Source organism: Paenibacillus sp. (genome assembly GCF_035645195.1).
Taxonomy (GTDB): Bacteria; Bacillota; Bacilli; order Paenibacillales; family YIM-B00363; genus Paenibacillus_AE.
Genome location: NZ_DASQNA010000025.1, coordinates 293,075 through 316,034, shown reverse-complemented (window position 1 = coordinate 316,034; position 22,960 = coordinate 293,075). Strand labels below are relative to the sequence as shown.

The following is a 22,960-nucleotide window of genomic DNA, read 5'->3' as shown; positions in this document are numbered from 1 at the left end:
GTCACGCCCGTGAAAAGAGGAACTTTTCGTTTACATTGCCGTTACTCGCGGTTTGCCAAACTCGCGATATACTCTAAATCTTGATCAATCTTTCCGGCCCCGGCCCCTTCCGGGACGATCGCCGGGACATCTTCCGCAGGATCCAGCTCGTAACGGTAATCCGTAAAGTGAATTTCGATCATGGATTCCGTCGGCTGGCTGCCCGTCGAATTTTTGAAGATGTTCCCTTTGACTTCGTAACGGCCTGGAATGAGACCGTTGAAATCGCCGATCGGATCTTTGACGTCTTCGTAGAAGTTGTTTTCCAACCGGATTTTCGCGTTGCTGCGAACGTTCGACGCCGAAAGATTGACGTTTTTAATGTAATTGTTGTAAATGTGCGCATGGCCTCCGCGGTAGAGCGGCACGCGCTGCGTTACGTTTTCGATGAAGTTATGGTGCATAATGAGTCTGCGGTCCGGCATCGCGTCCAATTCGTCGTTGCTGCCGACCAAGAGCACGCGGTTGCTGTTCTTGAAATGGTTCCAGGAGACGATCACATGTTTGGCGTTATTTTTAATCGACATCAGTTCATCGAACCGGGTCCCCTCCGGGAGTTCCCGTCCGCCGTCGATGAAACTGTTGTGTCTGATCCAAACGTCGGTCGCGTTGTTGACTTCGATTCCGTCCTTGGCTTTGACATATTGAATCGTTAAGTTTTCCACGATGATGTTGTGACCGTGGATTTTCAATCCCGCGCCGTCCAAAATTCCCCGATCGGCGACGCCGACGACGGACAGATGTTTCACTTCGGAGCCGAGCGAAATCGCGCGATCTTTCTGCCCCGTCGCCGCGACCCAGTCCTCGTACGTAACGGTCCCGTTGACGTAGATGATCGAAGGCCTCTTGGCCGCCCTGACGTTGCCGATCGCCTCCGCGAATTCGGCCGCGTTATGGACGACATGAATGTTTTCCTCCGACGCTCCGGCTCCCCCGGTAATCCGTTCATGCATATCGCTGAACCCGGGTACTTCCTTTTCTACGAACATGTACATCTCGTGAATGGTGATCGCGGATTGGTAGGGAAGCAAGATTTCCACGAATGCGTTTTCGACGTCCCACAACGTAGTTTCCAGTTCCATCACGGTATCGAAAACGGCGGTTTCCGGGGTGTAATCCCGCCAATTGATCAAATGCAAAGGCGCTACGTGACCGGAATCTTTGCTCACTTCATCTTTCATGGTGTAGTACATTCCGTTCGTCGTCTTGCTCACGTCCACCGTGGCGCGAATATGTACCCCGATTTGACCGGCGGAACCGTTCAATGCCGTGAAATCCAACATTCCGTTCCCGTCTTGAATGCCGATGCGAAGATAGCGGTTGCTGGCCCCGCCCGGCTTTTCCAACGTGTTCGTGAACGTCTTTCCTTCCCGCTTGATGCCTTCGTCGTATTGCACTAGATCTAAGACATGCAAGACGGAAACTTTCTTTGCGCCGGCATACCGTTCCTCGAGGGAGTCGGCCTTCCGATCGATTCGATCGGCGGCGGTAACGACGATCTTGTCGGTGACGCGGGACGCTTCCGGAAGATCGGCGCGGCCGGGACCGTCGCTCGCGAATACCGCGGGCGTCAAGGATGCCGCTAAGGCAATCGACAGCACGATTTTGCCGCACGTTCTGAACAACATCTGACTCATAAATCCGAGCACCTCCAATGGATCTTTTGGTTTCTCGACTTCGACGCACGGTCGAACATAAACTTTTCGGAAAACACCTCCTTTTCAATCGCAAACTTGGAAACGGTTTCATTTCCGATTGCGCGATTACTATCATATCAATCCGCCCCCGTAAACTCATTACACCGAACTGCGCATTTTTTTCATATAATTGCTCTCTTGGGAAATTCGTGAAACTGGCTGTACGTTTCCTCTTGGGGGAACGGCGCCGGGGCAAATCCGGCGGCGAGGCATGGGTTCCTTTTTGACGGAGAATCGGGTACCATGGGGGTTCGGGAGGGAACAGCATGCTTATGGAAGATGATCGCGCGACTGCTAGGATGGAAGACAAGCTAGGGTTCATTCAACGCGTTCTTCATATGGGAGATTACGACGTCGCAGTGAAAGAATGCTGCACGTTGTTCGAAATCGTATTTCGCAAAATATTTCAGCAAGCCCTCGTCGCACTGCCCTTCCAGGACCGCCAGGCCGTCCTCGAAGCGGAACGGAAAGTCGGAAAAGGCACGAAAGGCGTGCAGGATTTCGGTTTCGGCGAGCTCGTAGGCTTGTTCAGGGAATGCGGATTAATGGACAAATGGTCGAAGCATACCGGAAGAGATCTCGGTATTATTCAAACGTTAAACTACAACGAAATCGTGAACCTGCGCAATCGGATTACGCACAAAGGGGCGACTTGCTCGCGCGGGGAAGCGAACGTCGTATTCGAATATTTGCGCAATATGCTCGCCGTGCTCGGCTTCGCGGAGCTGGACAATTCGATCCATCAATCGTTCCGCCAGGAAACGCCTGCCGCGCAGGAGAAGGAAGAAGCTTCGGCGCCGAAGCTTCCGGTCATTCGCAAGCGAGAGCTTCGGCAGTCCGCCTATGCGCCTACCGATCCCAACGAGGCGGCAAGGCTCGCCGTACAGGGCAACAATTACCGTTCGCTCGATATAGCGGCGTTCGAGCGGGCGCTGGAACGGCTCGAACGGAAGGACGGCCTTGTCGCGCTCGATGTCGGGTGCGCGGGGGGCGAAGTGACGCGCGACCGGTTCGACGCGTTCTCCGCCTTCTCGGGCGTCGTCGGCGTCGACAAGAACGAAGCGAAGATCGCCGAAGCCGCCGCTGCGGGGGACGGAGCGGCCTACGCCTTCGTCGCCGCGGACATCGAGGAGGATGGCTTCGACGAAGCGCTGGCGCAGACGCTGCGCGAGCGAGGGCTCGGGGAAGCGTTCGACTTTATTTTCTCCGCGCTGACGATTCATCATCTCGCCAATCCGGTGAAGGCGCTGGTCAAGCTTCGGCGTTGGTTAAAGCCCGGCGGCGTATTGGTGCTGCGCGGCTCCGACGACGGATCGAAGCTGGCTTATCCGGACGAGCAGGGGCTCGTCCCCTCGATCATCGCGATGACGGCGCGGGTGGAAGGCGCCTCCGACCGCGAGAACGGACGGAAACTATATACGCAGCTATGGAAGTCCGGTTTTCGGGACGTGCAGATGAAATACGAGGTGAAGGATACGGCCGGGAAATCGCTGGACTCGCGGCTCCAACTGTTCCGCGGCAGCTTCTCGTATCGAATCAATAACTTTAAGAAACGGCTGGACCGGGAGCCGAATCACCCGACGTACATCGAGGAATACCGCTGGATGAAGGATGCGCTGGAGGAGCTGGAGTTAGAGTTTATGAATGACGCGTTTTATTACCAGGAGACGATCTACGCGGCGATCGCGAGGAAATCTTGAAGGCCCACGTCGCCGCGCTCGTGATTCCGTTTCATTACGATATGCCCTTTCCGGACGCTGCGGAGGCGGTGAACGCCGATCGGTTCGAGAAAGCCGAGCCCGCGGCGGACCGCTGCTTCGAGCATATCCGTACGCTCGTCGCGCACGCGTCCGAACCGCATACGATCGGCAGAATGTGGAAAATGACCCAACGCGGCAGGCACGCATACGGGCTCCCCAACAACCACCGTTCGACGCTGACGTGCAACTCCAAGGCGGGGACATGGACGTTCGCCGTTACGAATGTCGAGCTGTACTTGTTTGAAACCGGGACAGGCTTCCTCGTCCATCACATCGAGTTTTCCGGCGCCGCGGATGCGCGCAGTTTTACGGAAGGGCTGTACGCCCTCAAGAAAATCGCCGGTTACGGCAATACGATTCGATACGAACGGCGGTTGTCGAAGACGGAGGCCGAGATGCAGTCGTTCAGCTTCGCGGCCGCAGCCAGCGAGGCCGTCGAACCGTTCGCGGGACGCTTTTTCGACGGAAACGGTTCGACGCCGGCCGAAGCGATCGTGTTCAGCGGGGCGCTTCTTGATGTAAATACGAAGGAAGCAGGAGCGGAGGAGTTTGCTGCCGACGTCTTGTTTCGGCTCCGCCGCGCCTACCGCGAGGCATATAAGCCCGTGAGCGCTCACAGGAGCGAAGAACGGGACGAATTCGTCATACGACCCTTCGAGAACAGCCGCTTCGGCGTCTCGCTCGAAGGGATGGCGAACGTGGTCACGCGGACCGGCGACCCGGAGACGGATGCGTTTTTCGAAGGCGCGTATTTTCATCAATTGAAGGGCACGTATTTGTATCTGTACATCCTAGCTTTGCATCAGAAGTACGCGTTGGTTCGGTTGTCCAAGCTCGCCGCCGGTTTGCAAGGGGAGCTCGGCGGCTCAAGGGGGTCGCTGCGCGCCCAGAGCGATGCGATCGACGCGCTGAAGCAGAGCTGCATCCGCTTTATGCTGCGGTCTTCGTATCATCAAGTGACGTATAACACGCATCATTCCGACGTGTACGAGCTCATCCGCCGCCGGCTGCGCATCGAGGAGCTGATGCTGGAGATCAATGAGTCGCTCCATGCGCTCGCGGCGCTGACCGCGATCGTGGAACAGGCGCTCGAGCGGAAGGAGGAGGCGGCGAAGCGGGAGCGCGAGGAAGCGTTCCATCGTAAGATCACGTGGATTACCGCGCTGTTTCTGCCATTGACGGTCGTTTGCGGTCTGTTCGGCATGGAGCTGGATCTCATTCAGAAGGCGAGCGGCAGCGTCTGGCCATTCCTCGTCGTCAGTCTTGTCGCCTACTCGCTCACGTATCTGCTGTTTCGTGTGCGGTTTCGCGCCGGGACGGATGCGTAACTATGGCCTCGGTCGGATGACCGAGGTCTTCTTGGCATGAGCAGGACGATTGTCGCCGCCCGACGAGGGGCGAGGAGAAGATTTCCTGGGGAATGAGCAACGTCCTCTTGGTATAATGGCGTGGGTGAACTTATGGAACAAACGTTTGATTATCAGGCCATTTCAAAAGCGGTGGGGTTTTACCGCCGGCATCATCGGGTTCCGGAGCAACGGGAAGTCGCAACGGCCGCCGAACAAGCTGCGAACGGCGAAATTCGCGGGGCGATCCAACTGCTTGACTGGAGCAGACATTGTTTTTACGTAAAAACGGAACGCGAGCGCGTCGTTATGGAGCTCATCTTTAGCTATGTTAAGGAATTCTGCCCTTCCGCGGCCAAAACGCCGGATAACGAGGGACATTCTTCCCGGAGCATAGAGAGCACGTCTAAGTCGTGATGGGCTCCTCTCGCGAAATACGCCTTCCTCAGCGTGCCAGTGCGGCTTCGTCTACGAAACACCAATATATCCAACCGTTGCAGAGGGAACAAGCCGGAGTTTCGGACCCTTTGCAACCCGAATTCAATAAGTTTATGCTAGCAAAAGCAGGTTCAAATACTGAGCGATATAAGGAGCGATTGACTTGAGCGGCAACGGGAAACAAGATAACCACCATGCACCGAACCGAATACAGCAAGACCCTAATGAAGTCGCTAAGGAAATCGCGCGCTTGCTGAAAGGCGCAGAACGTTCCGGTCTGCTCGATTCGGCGGACTTGACGCCCGAGAAGCTGCACCAATTTCTTGACGATCAATGGGAACAGCTCGCCGAAAAAACGCTGACCGATCACCAAGATTATATTGCGGCGGAAACAAGGGTGCGGGCGCTGGACAAGTTCAAGCAATGGATGGCGGAGTATAAACAAGATTCGATCGGAGAGAAAGAATTGAACATCGTCATGTCGTCGTGCATGGAGTCCAGCGAACAGGAAGTCGTGTACGAATTGTTCGTAAGAGAAGGGTTAATTCAGGAAAAGAAGTAAACGAAATAAGCAAAGTTCGTCCGACGAGCGCGCAAGGGAATGATTCTCGTCCCAACCGTACATGATAATGGTACATCCAATATACCATGATCTGGAGACGCTATGGACCGCTTCAATCACTTTGTCGATGGGGTGAAAGGAAATTATCTTCTTGTCGGCATCGGAGCCATTCTGTTTTTCGCGGTGAAATCGTTCGTCGGATATTTGACGTACCGAAAAATGTTGAAGGAACTTCGGGAAATTAAACGGTTAATCCGACAAATCAAGCAGTAAAACCCAACCCTCGTTCGACAAGGGGTTGGGTTTTTGTTTGCTTACGTAGAAGGGAATAGAAAAGTTTATTGCATTTTATGAGCTATTGTGTCAGAAGTTTAGTATTTAGTTTATTAGAGGATAGAGTCTCGTGTTATTAAAAATGTAAGATAATAGTTAAAATATATTGTTAAATACGACCTTTTTAGTTCGTTTTGCTAAAAATAAAATAAAATATATATAAAAAGTTAGTTGACTGGAACCTAAATTTTGTATATTATCAAAATCAAGTTTAGTGCAAATCTCTAAAATGGATGCGCTTACAATAGGGAAAACTAAACGAGTTCCAAACCATGAATCGAGGGGAGCAAGGAAAATGAAAAAAATGTTTGTCTTGATGTTGGCGGCTATGTTCGCGGTCGCAGGATGCTCGTCGGCCGATAGCGGCGGCGGCGGGGCGGCGCCGTCGGAGCCCGCGAAGACGGAGACGACGGCAGAGCCGGCAAAGACGGAGCAGCAAGCGGAGCCGGCTGCGGCGAAGCCGAAGTCGAACCTGATCGTCATTATAACCCCTTCTCATGACAATCCGTTCTTTAAATCGGAAGCGGATGGCGCCGAGGCAAAAGCGAAAGAGCTCGGTTACGAAACGCTCGTGCTCGTGCACGACGACGACCCGAATAAGCAAAACGAGTTGTTCGATACGGCGATCGCGCGGAACGCGGCGGCGATCATCCTCGACAACGCCGGCGCGGACGCTACGGTGGCGGCGGTGAAGAAGGCGAAAGACGCGGGCATTCCTTCGTTCCTGATCGACCGCGAAATTAACGAAACCGGCCTTGCCGTTTCGCAAATCGTCTCCAACAACTATCAAGGCGCGCAGCTCGGCGCGGAAGAGTTCGTCCGCTTGATGGGTGAGAAGGGCAACTACGTAGAGCTGCTCGGCAAAGAATCCGATACGAACGCGGGCATCCGCTCCAAAGGGTACCACGACGTCATCGACCAATATCCGGACATGAAGATGGTTGCGCAGCAAAGCGCAAACTGGAGCCAAACGGAAGCGTTCTCCAAAATGGAATCCATTATCCAAGCGAACAAGGATATTCAGGGAGTTATCGCCGGCAACGACACGATGGCGATGGGCGCGATGGCTGCGCTGAAGGCTGCGGGCATGACGGACGTCATCGTCGTCGGCTTCGACGGCAGCAACGACGTGCGCGACTCGATCAAAGCCGGCGAAATTAAAGCGACGGTGCTCCAGCCGGCTTACGACATCGCCCAAATGGCGGTCGAGCAAGCGGATCAATATTTGAAAACGGGTTCGACGGGCAAAGAAGAAAAGCAGTTGATCGATTGCGTACTTATTACGCCGGAAAACGCCGACCAGTTGGAAACGTTCGCATTGAAACAATAATTAAATTGGCGGAATTGCGGGGATGGCTGCTTTACCGGGCCATCCTTGCAAACCTTTGAAGCATGAAGAAGGGTGGGGGAATCGCTTTGAAACGTACAGGCCCCAGAAAAATACGGATGGCGGCCCATACTGCGTTGCTGACCGCATCGTTGCTGCTCCTGCCGGCGTGCACGGTCGTAAGCCTCGACTCCCCGGCGGCGACGACGTCCGGGGGCGGCATGTTTGACGAAAGCTTCGACGCCGAAGGGTTCGTTAGCGCGGAATGGGAGAGAACGAACGCCTATTTTAACGAGAATGCGGACGATATCGCCGAGGTGCTGTCCGCACTCGCCAAAGATCCGGAGCAAGCCGGCGAAACGTACGGCGTACGGAGCGGAGCGGACGGCGCCCCATGGAATTTCATCGTCAAGGGCGAGGCACGAGTGCTCGCTGTTAACACCGAGTCGAGGGCAGGCACGTTGGACATCGACCTGGCGCCGTTCGACGGCGCGAAGGATGCGACGGTCCAGATCGGACCTGTCATTAAAGGGACGTCGATTCGGGATTCGCTCGATTTCGTGAAGTTCGACCAATTTAAAAACCAAATTCAGTACGCGCAGCTCGCGAACGCGCTGAACAAGCGCGCGAACGAACAGGCGCTGGCCGGGCTGGACCCGGTGTCGCTGGCGGAGCAACAAGTGCGGTTCACGGGCGCGTTCACGGCGGGAAGCAACATCGTTATCACGCCGGTAAAGCTTGAACTCGTCGAAGGAGGGGGCTGACATGGGCGCACCCGCCAAAGACGAAATTTGCATGCAGGCGCGACAGGTGTCGAAGGTGTACCCGGGGACCCTAGCGCTTGATAAGGTAGATTTCAATGTCTACAAAGGTAAGGTCAACGTGCTGATCGGCGAAAACGGAGCCGGGAAATCGACGCTGATGAAGATTATGGCCGGAATCGAACAACCGACCGAGGGCTCCATTTATTTGAATGGCGAGCAGATCCATTTGAAAAACACGCGCGAAGCGTCCGCTAAGGGCATCGGCATCATTCATCAAGAGCTCAATTTGTTTCCGAACTTGACGATCGCGCAAAACATTTTTATGGCGAGGGAAGAAACGAAGCTGTTCGGCGCCGCCATCGACGAGCAGAAGCATATAGAACGAACGAAACAAATATTGGAGCGGCTCGAGCATCCGATGGATCCGAACACGCTCGTGCAGGAGCTGAAGGTCGGCCAGCAGCAAATCGTGGAAATCGCGAAAACGATGGCGCAGCAGGATCTGCACGTGCTCATCATGGACGAACCGACGTCGTCGCTCAGCAGCGCGGAGGTCGAGGTGCTGTTCCGCCTCATCGAAGATTTGACGAAACAGGGCATTTCGATCATTTACATTTCGCACCGGCTCGAAGAAATTATGCGCATCGGCGACTACATTACCGTCCTCCGGGACGGGAAGCTCGTGGCGGAGGAGCGGGTAAGCGGCATCGATATCCCTTGGATCGTCAGCAGCATGGTCGGTCATAGCCAGACGGCGGCCATAACGCGGAGCACGAAGCCTCCAGGCGAAGTAGTGTTGCGGGTGGAATCGTTTACGCTGCCCCGCGCTGGGGGCGGTTATTATTTGGAGGACGTATCGTTCCAGCTTCGCCGCGGAGAAATTTTGGGCATTTACGGCTTGCTCGGCGCCGGCCGGACGGAGCTGCTCGAGTCGATCATGGGGCTGCGGCCGGAAGTGCGCGGCGAGCTGTATTTGAACGACAAGAAAATTAAGCCCGAATCCGTCTGGAAGCAAATCCAGAGGGGCTTCGCCCTCGTGCCGGAGGACCGGCAGCGGGAAGGGCTTGTGCAGGCGCTTTCGATTGCGAAAAATATGACGCTCTCCAGCCTGTCCAACTATACGAAGCTGTTCCACATTTCGGAGAAGGATGAAAACGAGAGCATTACGAGAATGATCAAAGATTTGTACATTAAAGTCGCCGACCGGAAGCTGCCGATTTTGTCGCTGAGCGGAGGCAATCAGCAGAAGGTCGTCATCGGCAAGGGAATGCTGACGTCTCCAAACATTTTACTGCTCGACGAGCCGTCGCGCGGCATCGACGTTGGCGCTAAGGCGGACGTGTACAAAATTGCGCGGCAGTTCGCGGAGGAGGGGCTCAGCATTTTGCTGGTCGCGTCCGAGTTGAAAGAAATAATGGCGATTTCGGACCGCATTTTGGTCATGTCGAACGGCAAAATTACCGGCGAATTCGCCGGGGAGCAAATTACGGAAGAGGCGTTGGTGAACGCGTCCTACGGCGGGTTCCGCCCGAAACCTCGAGTAAAGGAGTCCGTGTAACATGCTGCAACAGATGAAAGGAACATCCGGCGCAGGTCAAGGCGCGCAAATCGGGCTGCTGCTGCTGAAGGCGCGCACATTTATTGCGTTGATTGTATTGCTGATTACGTTCAGCGCATTAGCTCCGAACTTCTTGTCCGCGCAAAGCTTGATTTTAATCGCCAAGCACGTGGCGTTGTATGCCATTTTGGGTATCGGGATGACGTTCGTCGTCGTCAGCGGCGGAATCGACTTATCCGTCGGTTCCATCGTCGGACTCACCGGCATGATCGCCGGCGGGCTCATCTATGAAGGTCTCGTCTTGCCGATGTTCGGCGTCAGCGTGTTTTTCAGCGTGCCGATCGTCATCCTGATCACGCTCCTATGCGGCATATTGATCGGAGGGGTGAACGGGCTGCTCGTCACCCGGTTCAACGTCGCGCCGTTCATTGCGACGCTGGGCGTGCTGTACGTCGCGCGCGGCTTCTCCATGCTTCGCTCGGGCGGGGCGACGTTCCCGAACCTGGTCGGGAAAGAGGAGCTCGGCAACACGGGCTTTCCGGCGCTCGGAGCGGGCAGCTTTTTGGCGGTGCCGTATTCGATCTGGATTATGATCGCCATCGGCCTTGTCGCGGCGTACATATTCAAGAAGACGCCGTTCGGCTGGCATATTTTCGCGGTCGGCGGCAACGAGCGGGCGGCGGAGCTGTCCGGCATCCGCGTCGTGCGGACGAAAATGGCCGTTTACATGATTTCGGGATTTTGCGCCGCCGTCGTCGGTCTGATCGTTTCTTCCCAGCTCGTGGCGTCGCATCCGGCGACGGGCGAAACGTGGGAACTGAACGCCATAGCGGCGGCGGTGCTTGGCGGTACGTCGTTGGCAGGGGGGCGCGGGTCGATCGGAGGCACGATTTTAGGCGCGTTCGTCATCGGGGTGCTGAGCGACGGGATGGTCATGATGGGTGTTTCCGAGTTTTGGCAGATGGTCATTACTGGCCTCGTCATTGTGCTCGCCGTTGTTGTCGACCAATTTCAGCGCAACCTCCAGCATAAGCTGGCGATGGAAAGCCGCAGCAAAAGTTAAAGCAAGGAAAATCAAAAAAGTCCGGCGCGATGCGCTCGGACTTTTTGATTCATACTGTCGCGATTACGTTTCCACGGAAGCGCCGGCCGATTGAGGAACAGCGGAGGAGGTGCGCACGATCATACGCGTGTCGACCTTCATTTTCATTTTAACGTCTCTTCCGCCCTCGATCGATCCGACGAGCAGGTCGACCGCCCAATGCGCCATGCGTTCTTTCTCAACGTGCACCGTCGTCAACTCAGGCGAGACGATAACAGACTCGTTGATGTTGTCGAAGCCAACGACTGAAACGTCCTCGGGAATGCGGAAGCCGAGCTCGGCGAGCGTTTTCATCGCGCTGATGGCGATATAGTCGCACTCGCAGAAGAAGGCCGTCGGCATCGTTTCCCCAGTATGCAAAAATTGCTCCAACTGCTTGCGAAGCGACTCTTGGGAGGAAAGAATGGTCGGCGCGACGGAAAAGACGTGGGCATCAGCGATTTTGAGCCCCTGCTCCTGGAGGGCTGCTGTAAAGCCGCGCCGACGCTCTTCAAAGTTGTGAATTCGAACGTTCGAGGCGATGTAGCCGATTTGGCGATGCCCGATGTCGCATAGGTGCTTGCCCGCTTGGTACGCCCCCATGAAGTTATTGATTTCGATGAAATGGATCGGGAGCGTGTCGAAGCACGTATCAAGGACGACCAAGTCCGCCATCTGTTCGGCAATGAACGATATATGTTCGGTCGATAGGTTTGTGCCGAGCAAGATGATGCCGTCCGTACGGGCGTCGTTGGCGGCGATACGGATGTCCCGCTCGAACGCCCCCATGTCGACCGAAGAAAACATCATGGAATATCCTTGCGCCCGGCACCGTTCCTCGATGTACTGAATCAACTCGCGGAAAAAGGGCTGCTGATAGTACTCCTCCAGTACGATGCCGGAATTCGTAATGACGAGGAACGTTAGCGCTTTGGCCGCTGTTGGTTCCGCCGCCGTCGCGCGCGGCTTCGGCGTATACCCATATTCCTTCGCGATTTGAAGGATGCGTTCCCTCGTTTCCGCGCTGATACCGGGTTTTTCGTTGAAGGCCAGCGATACGGCGGACTTGGATACGCCGGCCAGTTTTGCGATATCTTCCAGCTTCAAGTTTAAAAACTCCGTTTCCCGTTTAGAGTAGAGGTTTGTGTTTAGTTTAGTGAGTTTAGCGTACAACGATTGTGAAAGAAATGCAAGAAGGAATGACCCTGTTTAGATATATTTCAGTTAAACGGAACATAAAATAGAACTAGATAGAGCTAAAAGTACGTTGACCGCTGAGAGTTATGGTGTTAATCTGTAATTAGAACTAGTAAACAGTTTAGTCAAAGTTGCCATTGTTTATCAAAAAGTTTAGTTAATGGAGGTTTAGCACATGAAAAAATTAAAGCTCGGGTACGCACCCACGAGAAGATTCGTTTTTAGCGCTGAAGACGCTTACAAGTACAAGGTGATGATCCGCGAGAAAATCGATAGTTTCGGCCTCGATATCGATATCGTCGATTTGGAAGGATTGAATTCCGAAGGGCTGCTGTACGACGACCACATCAACGCCGAGCAAATCGCCGACCGGTTCAAGAAGGAAGGCGTCGACGCGGTATTTTTCCCGCACTGCAATTTCGGGACGGAAGATACGGTCGCGCGGGTCGGCAAAGCGCTCGGGAAACCGGTGCTGCTGTGGGGACCGCGGGACGAAGCGCCGCTCGAGGACGGCATGCGGCTGCGCGACACGCAATGCGGCTTGTTCGCGACGGGCAAAGTGCTTCGCCGGTTTAACGTTCCGTTCACGTATATCCCGAACAGCCGCGTGAACGATCCGGTGTTCGAGCGCGGGTTCGTCAACTTCGCCGCGGCGGCGAACGTCGTGCGCCAGTTCCGGAACCTTCGCATCCTTCAGATCGGCCCTCGGCCGGCTTCCTTCTGGACGATGATATGCAACGAAGGCGAATTGCTCGAGAGGTTCGGCATCGAAATTCATCCGATTACGCTTGTGGACATCCAAAGAGCGTCGAAGCAGATCGAGAAAGGGAACAGCTCGGAGCTGACGGCCGCCATCGACTACATCAAGGAAAAGCTCGATTGGTCCGAGGTGACGGAAGAAGACGTAAGGCGGATCGCTTCGCTCAAAGTCGCGATGAAGCAATACGCCGTCAAGACGGGCAGCACGGCGATCGCGATCCAATGCTGGTCATCGCTCCAAGACGCGATGGGCATTATGCCTTGCCTCGCGAACGCGATTTTGACGGACGAGCAAATTCCGGTCACTTGCGAGACGGACATCCACGGCGCGATCACCTCCGTCATGGTGCAGGCCGCGACGATGAACCAAGCGCCGACGTTCTTCGCCGACCTGACGATCCGCCATCCGGAAAACCCGAACGGAGAGCTGCTGTTCCATTGCGGCAACTTCCCGGTGTCGTTGTCGGTCGAGAACAAACCGAAGCTGAGAAAGCACTTCTTGTTCGACTCCCACGCGCCGGGCACGCACGAAGGCGAAATCAAGGGCGGCGACATGACGCTCGCGCGCTTCGACGGCGATCACGGCGAATACCAGCTGTTCCTCGGCAAAGCGCGCGGCATTCAAGGACCGTACACGCGCGGATCGTACGTGTGGGTCGAGGTGAACGATTGGCCGCTGTGGGAAGAGAAGCTGGTCAAAGGGCCGTACGTGCATCACTCCGTCGGCATCCATGCCAACGCGATTCCGGCGCTATACGAAGCTTGCAATTACATTCCAGGCTTGAAGCCGGATCCGGTCGATCCGACCGAGCAGGAAATTCAAGCGTGGCTCCGCGGCGCCGGGTTATAAGGAGAGGGGAGAGACCATGGCGAATACGGAATTAAAGCGGAAAGCGATCCAGACGCGGAAAGAGCTGCTCAAGATGATTCACCGGGCGAAAACGGGACACACGGGCGGTTCGCTCAGCAACACGGACATTTTAACGGCGTTATACTACAAAATTATGAATATCGATCCGCTGAATCCGAAGGCCGAGAACCGCGACCGATTTATCGCGAGCAAAGGGCACTCCGTCGAGTCGCTCTGGTGCATTTTGGCCGATAAAGGGTTTTTCCCGAAAGAAGAACTGCTGACATACAGCGAATTCGGAACGCGGCTCATCGGGCATCCGAACAACAAAGTGCCTGGGATCGAGATGAATACGGGAGCGCTCGGGCACGGGCTCGCCATCTCCGTGGGGATGGCGCTCGCGGCGAAGCGGGACGGCAAGCCGTACCGCGTGTATTGCTTGATGGGCGACGGCGAGCAGGCGGAAGGCTCCGTCTGGGAGGCGGCGATGGCCGGCGCGCATTACAAGCTCGATAATTTGATCGGCATCGTCGATCGGAACCGGCTGCAAATCAGCGGCACGACCGAGGAAGTGATGGGGCTCGAGCCGCTGGAGGACAAATGGGCCGCGTTCGGCTGGCACGTCGTGTCGATCGACGGGAACGACATGGACGCACTCGTCCGCGCGTTCGAGGCGACGCCGGAAGCGAAAGGCAAGCCGACGCTCATTATGGCGAATACCGTTAAAGGCAAAGGCATCTCGTTCATGGAAAATTCGGCGAAATGGCATCATCATGTGCCGAGCGACGACGACCTCTCGAAGGCGCTCGCGGAGCTCGACGCGCAGGAAGCGCAATTGATGTCGGAAGGGCAGGTGCGGTAACCGTGGCGAATACGATTCCGAATCGGAAAGTGATTTGCGATACGTTATTGGAGCTCGCGAAGGAAGACCGCGACATTATGGTGCTCGCGAGCGATTCGCGCGGCTCGGCGGCGATGGGGCCGTTCGCGGAAACGTACCCGGAGCAATTCGTGGAAGTGGGCATCGCGGAGCAAAACATCGTCGGCATCGCGGCCGGCCTCGCGCACAGCGGGAAGAAGCCGTTCGTCACGTCGCCGGCTTGTTTCCTCAGCATGCGCAGCATCGAGCAGATTAAGGTGGACGTCGCCTATTCGGCCACGAACGTGAAGCTGATCGGCATCAGCGGCGGCGTCAGCTACGGCGCGCTCGGCATGTCGCATCATTCGGTGCAGGATATCGCCGTCGCCCGCGCCATTCCGGGCCTCGCCGTCGTCCTGCCCGCCGATCGCCACGAGACGAAGCGGATGACCGAAGCGCTCGTAAAGCACGAGGGCGGCGTCTATGTGAGAATCGGACGGAACCCGGTCGAAGACGTGTACGAGAACGACGAGTACGAGTTCGAAATCGGCAAAGCGGTCACGATGCGCGAAGGCGGCGACGTCACGATCATCGCCGCGGGCGAGACGGTGCGGGTAGCGCTCGACGCGCACGCGCTGCTTGCGCACTCGGGCGTGTCGTGCCGTGTGCTCAACATGCATACGATCAAGCCGCTCGACGAAGAAGCGATTCTGAAAGCCGCGCGGGAAACGGGGCGCATCATTACGCTGGAGGAACATAGCGTTTACGGCGGACTCGGCGCGGCGGTGGCGGAAGTCGTCGTGCAGCACTGCCCGGTGCCGATGCGCATCCTCGGCATTCCGGACGAACCGGCGATCGCGGGGAAAACGGCGGAAGTGTTCCGCCACTACGGCCTTACCGCGGACAACGTCGCGCGAACGGCGCTGGCGATGACGAACGCCAAGGTGGTCTGATGGGCGGGCGCGAATTCATGCTTGCGGTCGACCAGAGCACGTCGGGCACGAAGGCGCTGCTCGTCGATCGAAGCGGAGCGATCGTGGCGAAGAGCGCTGCGGAGCATAAGCAATATTACCCGCAGCCCGGTTGGGTCGAGCATGACCCGGTCGAAATTTACGACAGCGTGAAGCGGACGATCCGCGAAACGATGCGCGCCGCCGGCGTTCGTCCCGACCAATTGGCGGCGCTCGCCATCACGAATCAGCGCGAAACCGCCGTGCTGTGGGACCGAACGACCGGACTTCCCGTCACGCGAGCGATCGTGTGGCAGTGCCAGCGGACGGCGGACGACTGCGCCGCTCTGGTCGCTGCAGGGCACGAAGATGCGGTGCGCGCGGCGACCGGACTGATGATCGATCCGTATTTCTCGGCGACGAAATGGAGCTGGATGCTCGACCATACGGAAGGCGCGAGGGAACGGGCGGAGCGCGGCGAGCTGCTCGCCGGCACGGTCGACAGCTGGCTGATCTGGAAGCTGACCGGCGGCGCGACGCACGCGACCGACTACACGAACGCCAGCCGGACGTCGCTCTTCAACATCCATACGCTTCAGTGGGACGACACGATGTGCGAGCTGTTCCGGGTACCGAGAAAGCTGCTGCCGAACGTCGAATGTTCGGACGCGCTGTTCGGCTATGCGCTTGATCCCGACCTGTTCGACGTGCCCGTGCCGATCGCCGGCGTCATCGGCGACTCGCAGGCGGCGCTGTTCGGCCATCTGTGCCTTGCTCCCGGCATGGCGAAGGCGACGTACGGCACCGGCACGTCGGTGCTCATGAACGTCGGCGACCGGCCGGTCCCGGGCGTCCAAGGGCTCGTCAACGCGATCGCTTGGGGACGCGAGGGGAAAGCGACGTATGCGCTCGAAGCGGTCATCCGCACGTCCGGGGACAGCGTCAAATGGGTGCGGGACCAGTTGGGGTTGTTTCGGACGTACGAGGAACTGGACGCGCTGCTGCAGGAAGCGGGCGAGCATAATGAAGGCGTCTACTTGGTACCGGCGTTCGTCGGACTCGGGGCGCCGTACTGGGCGCCGGACGCGCGCGCGTCGATCGTCGGTTTGAGCCGGGGCAGCGGCCGGGCGCAGATCGTCCGCGCGGCGATCGAGTCGATTGCATATCAAGTGCGAGACGCGGTGGAACTGCTGTATCGGGAGTCGGGCGTCGCGCTCGTCGAGCTGCGCGCCGACGGCGGCGCGAGCGACAACGCGGTATTGATGCAGTTCCAATCCGATATGCTGGACCGGCGCGTGCTGAAGTCCAACGTAGCGGAATTGTCGGCGCTCGGCGCTGTCTATATGGGGGGGCTCGGCACCGGCTTCTGGCGAGCTCCCGAAGAAATTCCGTCGGCCGCCTCGGGCAAGCAGTATGTTGAATACGCGCCCGCCCTCGCTCCTGAAGCGCGGGAGGCGTTGTACGAAGGTTGGAAGAGCGCGGTCGCTACCGTGTTGTAATACAAGCAAGCTTCGGAGCCGGCCGGACGCTCGTTCGGTCGGCTGTTTTTGTCCCTACGCAGCAATGGACGGAAGCTCTAATACAGTGAGAATATAAAAATGGATATATTACAATAACAGAATATGCCCGGGCAAGCAGCAAGGGGGTCTACCAAGGATGCAGCCCTTCCTCCATTCGCTTCGCCTCAATTCGCATGCCGGACGGTGTTACCGAATCGAAGTATATGTTTAATCAATGGGAAATCGGCAACAACTTCCTGACATCTGTCTTCACATTCGACCAGTCTCCGGTGAAGACGGAGGTCGCGGAACTGAAGTCGGCAGGCATCGACAACATTATCGCCGAAAAGCAAAAGCAGCTAGACGCTTGGTCGGCGGCGAACGACAAGTGATTCTAATCGGGAGTGATTCGTTATGAACCTGGCTTTCGACGTGCCGGAGTGGCGGAAAATACGCGTGATCATCAATACGGACGCGAAGAATGAGGCGGACGACCAGTTCGCCATCGTACATGCATTACTGACACCCAGATTCCGCATCAAGGGGATTATCGGTGCGCAGTTCGAAACAACCGGCAAAATGATGAACCGCGAGCATACGATGCAGCAGAGCTGCGACGAGGTGCATAAAATTCTCTCTTTGATGGATTTGGAGGGACAAGTGCCGGTATACTCCGGCGCCGCCAATCCGCTAAGCGATGAGTTGACCCCGGAACCGTCGGCAGGCGCGGAGGCGATCGTTCGCGAAGCGATGGCCGACGACGATGCGCCGCTGTATGTCGTGTTTATGGGTCCGCTGACCGATATGGCGACGGCGTATCTTATGGAACCGAAGATCGCCGGGAGAGTCACAGTCATCTGGATCGGGGGAGAAGATTATCCGAACGGCGGCTGGGAATACAATTTGTTCAACGATATTCATGCCGCGAACGTCATCTTCGACTCTCCGATCGAGCTGTGGCAAGTACCGCGCGGCGTTTATACGACCATGCGCGTCAGCTTGGCGGAATTGATCCACAAAGTGCAACCGTACGGGAGGATCGGGAACTACTTGGTGGAACAATTGATCGAATTCAACAACTCCATCAAGTATCCGACATGGCCGAAGGGCGAGATGTGGTCGCTAGGCGACTCCCCCTGCATCAGCTTGCTGTTGGATGAGCACGAATATGGGTATACGTACAAGCCGGCGCCGCGCATTACGCAGGATATGTATTACGTCCATGACCAGAAAGAGCGGATGATCCGCGTGTACCATTTCGTAGACCCTCGTTTCACATTAGAGGATATGTTCTCGAAGCTTGCGCTTCATTATAGCAATCATAACAATTGATCGGTGCTTCAAGCTTGAACCCAACTGTCATGAAAATGACGGTTGGGTTTATGTGTTTTGACTAGCATAAACGAATAAGGCCGGGGATGCATGAATGTCGCCCTTGGAGACCGTACGCTCATGTCGCTTTTCTGCGTTAACTCCGTGCTGGACGGCTGGCATCCGGCGGAGGGGGATCGAAAAGGAACTTTTCACACTACTGCATGAGTATGCCGGTCCACTCGCGGTCCCACGGCTCAGAATTGACGAAGCCAACGGGTTTGATCTGGAGCACGAACCGTTCCTCGAGGAAGCGGCAGGTAAGAATGAACATGTGCTGCTCTTCCAGCAGCTGAATGTTGACGATCAGCGTCGATTCGTCCGTCCAGACGGCGGCGCAGGCGGCGGACATGCCATAGAATGGCTCCTGCGCGACGATCCAAGTGTTCATTCCGCAGGATACCGCCGCCGCGTCGTCCCCTTGGCCGAATAGCAGCTTCGAGGCGGTATCGCCGAATACGAACGAGCAGACGTCAGCGCCGAGGCATGCATCTTGGAGCTGGAACCTACGTCCCTGAAGCCTCGCCGCTAGTGGAGAGGACGGCAGGCCGGCCGGTAGGACCAGCTCCAGATTGCTTAGCTTGTCTTCTAGAAGCGCGGTATTAGCGTCGTCGTACGCTAATGCGCCGTCCGGCATGGATGGGTACAGGTTTGCCCAAAAACAGTCCAAGATCAACTGGTGCTCGTCCCGATTCAGCATCGTATTGGCGGTCGTGACGAATACGGCGTCCTTGCCGGGGATGACGAGGATGAATTGACCGCCGGCGCCGAACGCGCAGTACGATTGTGCCCGTGCCATCCAAAAGCAGTAGCCGTATCCGCGGCGCCCTTCCAACAACATATTGGCGTTGGAAGTATCGACGATCCGTCTCGTGCTTTGCCGCACCCACCCTTCCGGAAGCACTTGAATCCCGTTCCACCGCCCCTCCTGAAGGTAAAGCTGGCCGAAGCGGGCCATGTCTTCGGTTGTGCAGCGTATCCCGCTTCCGCCTTTGTTAATTCCCATCGGGCAAGTTTCCCATTCGACGTCCCGCATACCGATCGGTCCGAACAGCCGCGGCTCGAGGTACTCGTGAACGGTGCAATCCGCAACCTTCTGTAATATGGCGCACAGCGTATGCGTACCCGTCGTGTCGTAGGCGAACACGGACCCCGGAGGATGGCTCGGAGGCGTAAGCAGATACGTTTGAACGATATCGGCCGCTTCTTTGTTCGTAGATTTTCTATGAACGGTCTGCATACTGAGGAGATGACGAATTTTCATCTCGGCAGTATACGGGTGGACGGCGGAATGGAGCTTTTCTGGAAAAAATTCGACGACGTTGTCGTCGAGCGAAAGCAAGCCTTCCCCAATCGCGATGCCGACCGCGGCGGAGGTGACGCTTTTACTCACGGAAAAGATGGGATGCGGCAGCTCCGGACGAAACGGAGCATAGTAGGCTTCGGCCGCCACCTTCCCGCCGCGAAGCAGCATAAAGCTGTGCAGAGGGATGTTCCGGTCCTGAATATCCCGGATGAAGTTAAGGATCCCAGATGGATTGACGCCGACTTCTTCCGGCCTGACTCTCAAAAGCTCGTTCATAGATTCCACCTCTTTCGAATGCTCTCTTCCATAATTCTAAACAAAGGGAGACGAACAAAATACCGCCTCATCTGTCGAGATGAAGCGGTATTTTGCATTTTTTGCTCGGAAAAGCCGGAAGAAAGCATAGAAAGCAAAATTTGAGCGTGAAAGGACAGGGAATGTAAAAAAATTAATCCTTAACTACTTTATAATAGGGGACATGATCGAATTCCGAAAATGAGGTGAAGCACGCTTGAAGGATGGAAAACAATGGTCGCTTCGAACAGCGGAAACGATTGTTTCCCAAGCGGGGAGCGACGGTTTGCACCCGGAGTTGGCCGCCCGGTGGGCGTACGTACCGGGAATGATGCTCATGGCGATCGCTCGGGTAGGCGTAAAATATGCGAATGAGGATTATTACCATTTTATGAAAAGGCATATGGATCTGTTCGTTCAAGAGGACGGTTCGATCCGGGGGTACCGCATAGAGGAATACAATCTCGACCAAATCAACCAAGGCAAAAATTTGTTCCTCCTCATGGAGCGGAGCGGAGAGCGGCGCTACGAACAAGCGGCGCACACGCTGGCCGCCCAATTGGCGGGACACCCGAGAACGACGGATGGCGGGTTTTGGCATAAGAAGGTGTACCCGTTCCAAATGTGGCTGGACGGCCTGTATATGTCCTCGCCGTTCCTCGCGCAGTACGCCCGAACGTTCGGGCGCGGCGAATTGTTCGACGAAGTCGCCCATCAGCTGCTGCTCGTCGAGCGGCGAACTCGCGATCCGAGGACGGGGCTGCTGTACCATGGCTGGGATGAATCCAAAGAGCAGGCGTGGGCCAACCCCGTTACGGGGTGCTCCCAAAATTTCTGGAGCCGAGCTTGCGGGTGGTACGCCATGGCGCTGGCGGACAGCATCGAGCATTTTCCTGTCGACCATCCGAAACGGGGGACGCTGATCGGCGTCTTCCACCGGATGTGCAACGCATTGATTCGCGTGCAAGATGCGGAAAGCGGCCTGTGGTACCAAGTGTTGGACCAAGGCTCGCGGGCCGGGAATTATTTGGAGACGTCCGGATCTTCCATGTTTATTTACGCAATGGCGAAGGGAGCCCGCCTAGGATACTTGGAGCAACCGGCAAGGCTGGCGGCGGAGAAGGCTTTCCAAGGTTTGGTGGAACGGTTCGTCGAGACGAACGATGCCGGTGTGCATCTACATTCGATCTGCCACGGCGCCGGCCTAAGCGACGACCGCAACGGCACATACGATTACTATATCCGGGAGAAGGTCGTGACGGACGCTCCGATCGGCGTCGCGCCGTTCCTGCTGGCTTGCTTGGAGATGGAGAATATGAACGAACACTTACCATTCGGGAGGCGCTAATATGACAACGACGGCCAACTCGCAGCAACGGAAAGCTTGGATGTCCGATCAAGGGGACGGCACCTTCGTCAACCCGGTGCTGCATGCGGATTATTCGGATCCGGACGTCATCCGGGTCGGCGAAGATTTCTATATGACTGCGTCCAGCTTCTCGCATATACCGGGGCTGCCGATTTTGCATTCGAAAGATTTGGTCAATTGGAAGCTCATTAATCATGTGATCCAGCGAATGGAGTTGCCCGGCTACGACGTTCCGAACCATGGCGGCGGCGTATGGGCGCCCGCGCTGCGATATCATGCCGGCAAGTTCTGGGTGTTTTACGGCGATCCGGACGTCGGCATATTCATGAGCACGGCCGACGATCCCGCGGGAGAATGGGAGCCTCTTCATTTGGTGCAGGAGGGCAAAGGGCTGATCGATACGTGCCCGTTCTGGGACGACGATGGACAGGCGTACATGGTGCACGCGTTCGCGAACAGCCGCTGCGGCATTAAGCACAAGCTGAGGCTGTGCCGGATGTCCGAAGACGGCCGGCGGCTGCTGGACGAAGGGACGATCGTCTTCGACGGCACCGAGAGCCATCCGACGATGGAAGGGCCGAAGATGTACAAGCGTAATGGGTATTACTACATCTTCGCACCGGCGGGAGGTGTCGCGACAGGCTGGCAGACCGTGCTCCGTTCGCGCTCGATTTACGGTCCGTACGAAGACCGGATCGTGCTGCATCAAGGGGATACGCCGATCAACGGCCCGCATCAAGGCGGATGGGTCGAATTGGAGTCGGGGGAATCCTGGTTCCTCCATTTTCAAGATAAGGGGGCTTATGGCCGGATCGTTCATCTGCAGCCGGTTCGGTGGGAGGACGATTGGCCGATCATGGGCGTAGACAGCAACGGTGACGGCATCGGCGAGCCTGTACTGCGTCATCCGAAACCGAACGTCGGGGCGTCGTATCCGGCGGAGGCGCCGGACGACTCCGATGAGTTCGACGGTTCCGAACTCGGTCTGCAATGGCAGTGGCAGGCGAACCCGAGTTCCGAATGGTATTCGTTGCGGGGGGACAGCCGTCTGCGCCTGTTCGCCGCGCCGATTCCCGCCGCCGCGCCGAGTCAGACGCTCTATTACGCGCCGCACCTGCTCATGCAGAAGTTCCCGGCGGAATCGTTCCAAGCGAACGTGCGGCTCGAAGTCGGTTCGCTGGAGGCCGGGGAACGAGCGGGCGTCGTCGTATTCGGCTACAGCTTCGCATATGCCGCGATCCGCAGGAAAGAGGATGGTTCCGGTTTGGAGCTGATTCGCGGGGAAGGGAATGCCAAGCAGGAGCGCATTGTATGGTCGACCGATTGGTCCGCGAACGAGATCACGCTGCGCGTTACCGTCCAGGTGGGGGCGGTTTGTTCCTTTGCTTACGAGAATTCGGACGGGGAGTTCATCGCCTGCGGGGAGACGGATTTCCAAGCGGTCGAAGGACATTGGGTCGGCGCGAAAATCGGCTTGTTCGCCGCCGGGGTCGACGGCAATCAGGGCGGCTTCGCCGATGCGGATTGGTTCCGCGTGACGAGCGGGTAGCAGCGCTTCGGCGCCGCATGAGGCGCGGCCGCCAAAGCGGGCGTCAAGGGGC

General features: G+C 56.8%; 19 protein-coding genes. 16 read left to right on the top strand and 3 right to left on the bottom strand.

The genetic code is table 11. The features are described from left to right. Window positions 1-41 precede the first annotated feature (41 nt). Window positions 42-1,676, bottom strand: coding sequence for a hypothetical protein (locus tag VE009_RS13920; RefSeq protein ID WP_325008561.1), 1,635 nt, complete (start codon window positions 1,674-1,676; stop codon window positions 42-44). Between the two features lie 326 nt (window positions 1,677-2,002). Between VE009_RS13920 and VE009_RS13915 the strand changes: the two genes are divergently transcribed. The 8 genes from VE009_RS13915 to VE009_RS13880 all read left to right on the top strand — a co-directional run bounded on the left by VE009_RS13915 (window position 2,003) and on the right by VE009_RS13880 (window position 10,887). Continuing rightward, on the top strand, window positions 2,003-3,436 hold the full coding sequence (locus tag VE009_RS13915) for a class I SAM-dependent methyltransferase (protein WP_325008560.1): 1,434 nt from the start codon (window positions 2,003-2,005) through the stop codon (window positions 3,434-3,436). Continuing rightward, window positions 3,433-4,824, top strand: a complete 1,392-nt coding sequence (locus VE009_RS13910) for a CorA family divalent cation transporter (RefSeq protein WP_325008558.1) — start codon at window positions 3,433-3,435, stop codon at window positions 4,822-4,824. The genes VE009_RS13915 and VE009_RS13910 overlap by 4 nt, the downstream gene beginning before the upstream one ends. Before the next feature lie 132 nt (window positions 4,825-4,956). Beyond that, entirely contained in the window at window positions 4,957-5,259 is a 303-nt protein-coding gene (locus tag VE009_RS13905) for a hypothetical protein (RefSeq protein ID WP_325008557.1), read from the top strand. 271 nt (window positions 5,260-5,530) lie between these two features. Next, on the top strand, window positions 5,531-5,842 hold the full coding sequence (locus VE009_RS13900) for a hypothetical protein (RefSeq protein ID WP_325008555.1): 312 nt from the start codon (window positions 5,531-5,533) through the stop codon (window positions 5,840-5,842). Window positions 5,843-6,470: 628 nt separating this feature from the next. Continuing rightward, window positions 6,471-7,505 carry a D-ribose ABC transporter substrate-binding protein gene (locus VE009_RS13895; RefSeq protein WP_325008553.1) on the top strand — a complete coding sequence of 345 codons (1,035 nt, stop codon included), beginning with the start codon at window positions 6,471-6,473 and terminating at the stop codon, window positions 7,503-7,505. A 116-nt stretch (window positions 7,506-7,621) separates the two neighbouring features. Further along, window positions 7,622-8,266 (top strand): DUF2291 domain-containing protein, encoded by a 645-nt coding sequence (locus VE009_RS13890; protein WP_325008552.1) that lies wholly within the window; start codon window positions 7,622-7,624, stop codon window positions 8,264-8,266. 1 nt (window position 8,267) lies between these two features. Beyond that, on the top strand, window positions 8,268-9,824 hold the full coding sequence (locus VE009_RS13885) for a sugar ABC transporter ATP-binding protein (RefSeq protein WP_325008550.1): 1,557 nt from the start codon (window positions 8,268-8,270) through the stop codon (window positions 9,822-9,824). A 1-nt stretch (window position 9,825) separates the two neighbouring features. Then, window positions 9,826-10,887, top strand: coding sequence for an ABC transporter permease (locus VE009_RS13880; RefSeq protein WP_325008548.1), 1,062 nt, complete (start codon window positions 9,826-9,828; stop codon window positions 10,885-10,887). Window positions 10,888-10,950: 63 nt separating this feature from the next. On the opposite strand, the gene VE009_RS13875 is transcribed toward VE009_RS13880, so the two are convergent. Beyond that, on the bottom strand, window positions 10,951-12,012 hold the full coding sequence (locus tag VE009_RS13875; RefSeq protein ID WP_325008546.1) for a LacI family DNA-binding transcriptional regulator: 1,062 nt from the start codon (window positions 12,010-12,012) through the stop codon (window positions 10,951-10,953). A 265-nt stretch (window positions 12,013-12,277) separates the two neighbouring features. Between VE009_RS13875 and VE009_RS13870 the strand changes: the two genes are divergently transcribed. The 6 genes from VE009_RS13870 to VE009_RS13845 all read left to right on the top strand — a co-directional run bounded on the left by VE009_RS13870 (window position 12,278) and on the right by VE009_RS13845 (window position 18,351). Further along, entirely contained in the window at window positions 12,278-13,711 is a 1,434-nt protein-coding gene (locus VE009_RS13870; protein ID WP_325008544.1) for an L-fucose/L-arabinose isomerase family protein, read from the top strand. Between the two features lie 16 nt (window positions 13,712-13,727). Continuing rightward, on the top strand, window positions 13,728-14,573 hold the full coding sequence (locus VE009_RS13865; protein ID WP_325008542.1) for a transketolase: 846 nt from the start codon (window positions 13,728-13,730) through the stop codon (window positions 14,571-14,573). Between the two features lie 2 nt (window positions 14,574-14,575). Beyond that, window positions 14,576-15,523: a transketolase family protein gene (locus tag VE009_RS13860; RefSeq protein WP_325008540.1), complete on the top strand. Its 948-nt coding sequence runs from the start codon at window positions 14,576-14,578 to the stop codon at window positions 15,521-15,523. Further along, window positions 15,523-17,019 (top strand): glycerol kinase, encoded by a 1,497-nt coding sequence (locus VE009_RS13855; protein WP_325008539.1) that lies wholly within the window; start codon window positions 15,523-15,525, stop codon window positions 17,017-17,019. Before VE009_RS13860 ends, VE009_RS13855 begins: the two co-directional genes overlap by 1 nt. Window positions 17,020-17,243: 224 nt before the next feature. After that, window positions 17,244-17,411 (top strand): DUF3502 domain-containing protein, encoded by a 168-nt coding sequence (locus VE009_RS13850; RefSeq protein ID WP_325008537.1) that lies wholly within the window; start codon window positions 17,244-17,246, stop codon window positions 17,409-17,411. Window positions 17,412-17,433: 22 nt separating this feature from the next. Next, complete coding sequence (locus VE009_RS13845; RefSeq protein WP_325008535.1) at window positions 17,434-18,351, top strand: nucleoside hydrolase; 918 nt, start codon at window positions 17,434-17,436, stop codon at window positions 18,349-18,351. 196 nt (window positions 18,352-18,547) lie between these two features. On the opposite strand, the gene VE009_RS13840 is transcribed toward VE009_RS13845, so the two are convergent. Next, window positions 18,548-19,972, bottom strand: a complete 1,425-nt coding sequence (locus VE009_RS13840) for a serine hydrolase (protein ID WP_325008533.1) — start codon at window positions 19,970-19,972, stop codon at window positions 18,548-18,550. Between the two features lie 235 nt (window positions 19,973-20,207). On the opposite strand from VE009_RS13840, the gene VE009_RS13835 reads away from it, so the two are divergent. After that, window positions 20,208-21,338 carry a glycoside hydrolase family 88/105 protein gene (locus tag VE009_RS13835; protein ID WP_325008531.1) on the top strand — a complete coding sequence of 377 codons (1,131 nt, stop codon included), beginning with the start codon at window positions 20,208-20,210 and terminating at the stop codon, window positions 21,336-21,338. Between the two features lies 1 nt (window position 21,339). Next, window positions 21,340-22,908 carry a glycoside hydrolase 43 family protein gene (locus VE009_RS13830; RefSeq protein WP_325008529.1) on the top strand — a complete coding sequence of 523 codons (1,569 nt, stop codon included), beginning with the start codon at window positions 21,340-21,342 and terminating at the stop codon, window positions 22,906-22,908. Window positions 22,909-22,960: the final 52 nt, after the last annotated feature.